Source organism: Myxacorys chilensis (assembly GCF_059505265.1).
Map to the genome: position 1 here is coordinate 1 of NZ_JCACKG010000023.1, position 2139 is coordinate 2139.

General features: G+C 68.5%; 3 protein-coding genes. 1 reads left to right on the forward strand and 2 read right to left on the reverse strand.

Features of this window, described 5'->3' with window-relative positions:
* Positions 1–51: 51 nt before the first annotated feature.
* Entirely contained in the window at positions 52–444 is a 393-nt protein-coding gene (locus tag AC5JLB_RS01250) for a DUF6894 family protein (protein WP_495872039.1), read from the reverse strand.
* A gap of 72 nt (positions 445–516) precedes the next feature.
* Between AC5JLB_RS01250 and AC5JLB_RS01255 the strand changes: the two genes are divergently transcribed.
* On the forward strand, positions 517–1053 hold the full coding sequence (locus AC5JLB_RS01255) for a cyclic nucleotide-binding domain-containing protein (protein ID WP_495872040.1): 537 nt from the start codon (positions 517–519) through the stop codon (positions 1051–1053).
* 359 nt (positions 1054–1412) lie between these two features.
* Here the strand turns inward: AC5JLB_RS01255 and AC5JLB_RS01260 are convergent.
* Positions 1413–2139, reverse strand: a 727-nt coding sequence (locus tag AC5JLB_RS01260) for an FGGY-family carbohydrate kinase (RefSeq protein WP_495872041.1), incomplete at its 5' end; no start/stop codon positions are given.

Below are 2139 nucleotides of genomic sequence, written 5' to 3' on the forward strand. Positions count from 1 at the left end.
CACCCTTGTGTCCCAACCCGCCGCGCCCCTCGCGCGTTCCAGCGGGCACGCTCAATCTTTGACAGCACTACCTGTCGTGCCTCTGACGCTGAGAAGGCAGCCTGTCTCACCCGCCTCGTCGATGACGCGCATCCGCCACTCGGGCTGATCCCAGAACCCGCCGTCCGCGTCCCTCAGCATCTCGCCGGCGGCTATCACCGCCGCACTGCGGGCCTGCTCCGGGCCGGGCAGGCGGGCGCCCTCCTCGTCCGGACGGGAGCCGTCGCCCTCGACATGAAAGAAATGCCGGGGCACAGACGCTCCTCTCCGCTTCACAACGGCCCGGGAACATGGGGATTCCTGAACCGCCCCGTCATCGCGCGATGCCCGAGCAGCAGAAAGCTGAACGTTCCCATCATACGTTAGGGACGGCAGGGGGTGGTTGCTCCACGTGTCCCACATCATCAGCTCTGATCTGGCCTTCTGGCGACTAGGAGACCCGCCTGTGCTCCCGCCCCGTTTGCGTGGAGACGCCGCATGCTCCTACCCCATCCCCTCCTGTCGAAGTTCGAGCGCGCGCTCGTGCTCACCGAGGCCGAGCGCTACGCCATCATCCTTCTTCCGGTCCAGCTCGAGACGGTCCGGGCGAACCAGGCCATCCTGCGCGAGGGCGCCCGACCCACGCGGTCCTGCCTGCTGGTGGAAGGGCTGGCCTGCAACCCGAAGGTCACCTGCGGCGGCAAGCGTCAGATCCTGGCCTTCCACATCCCTGAGGACATGCCCAACCTCACCAGCCTGCACCTGGAGGTGCGCGACAGCGGCACCTGGGCGATGACCAACTGCGCCCCGGCCTTCGTGGACCATCGCGACCTCGACCAGCTCTGCGAAGAGCAACCCCGGCTAGCCAAGTTCCTGTGGCGCTCGACGCTGGTCGATGCCTCCGTCCATCGTGAGTGGACCGTCAATGTGGGCCTGCGCTGCCATCGACGAAGCTACCCCGTTCGGCCTCGCTGCGACTTTGGCCATGCCCGAGGCGGCCGAGATCTATCAGCAGGTGCGGCACGTCGGTCTTAGGTTCGGAGTTCGTGCGCATGCGTGAAGCTTCGAGGCAGTTCTTCAGAGCCGCGGGAGCCCCACTCTCCATTTCGCGCCACCTCGGCCGACAGCAGCAAGCCACCGCCCTGACGGCAATCTCGGGCCGCCGTGTGCTACCTAGACCGGTGGGCCCTTCGAAGCCCATGCCGGCGACGAGGGCCTCAGACTGGCGGCGTGACCGAGACAGGATCAAGCGTAACAATGCCGCTATACTGTCCGGACAACCGGGACCACTTCTGGGTAGCTGGCCCCCTGCCCAGCTCTAAGCGCATCACTCTGACACCACCGCGTCGAGTGTTTGGTTCGTCAGCCCATAAATACCTCTTGGCGGGGCCAGGTCAGGCAAGGAGGCGCGCGGTCCAGGTACGGTAAGCCTTCAGCGCCTGCAGCGTCTCGTGACGGTCGACAGCGGGCTCGAACCGGCGCGACAAGACGCAGTTGTGATCCGCGATCTCGGCCAAAGGCGCGCCGTCGAGCGCGGCCCGGCCGATCAGGGCCGCCCCGGCTGCCGAGGTGTCGCGCTCCGCCACGAGATCCAAGGGCCGGCCCAGGGCGTCGGCAAGGATGGCGCACCAGAGGGAGGACTGGGCCCCGCCCTCGGCCACGCGGACCTCCTCGACCTCGGTTCCGGCGGCCGTCAGAGCCTGGACGCATTCGACGGCGTTGAAGGCGACCCCTTCCATGACGCTGCGGACCAGTTCGCCCGTGCCGTGCGAGGAGGAAAGGCCGAAGAACGCCCCCCGCGCGTCGGGACGGCGGTGTGGCGTGGCCGCGCCTTCGAGGAAGGGCAGGAAGCTCACGCCTCCCGACCCGGGCCGGACGGCGGCGGCGAGTTGCTCCAGCTGCTCGAAGGACGGCGGTTCGCCCCCGGCGGCGAGCGCGCGCCGCAGCCAGGCCAGGCTCAGCCCCCCGCTCATGATGAGACCGAGGAGGAGCATCGCGCCCGGAACGGCGTGCGGCAGTCGCCAGATCCCCTGCCCTGCCGTGCCTCCATGCCCGGTCCTCTGCCCGACGACATGGCCGGCGGTGCCCATCGTGATCGCCACCCGTCCGGTCCGGACGATC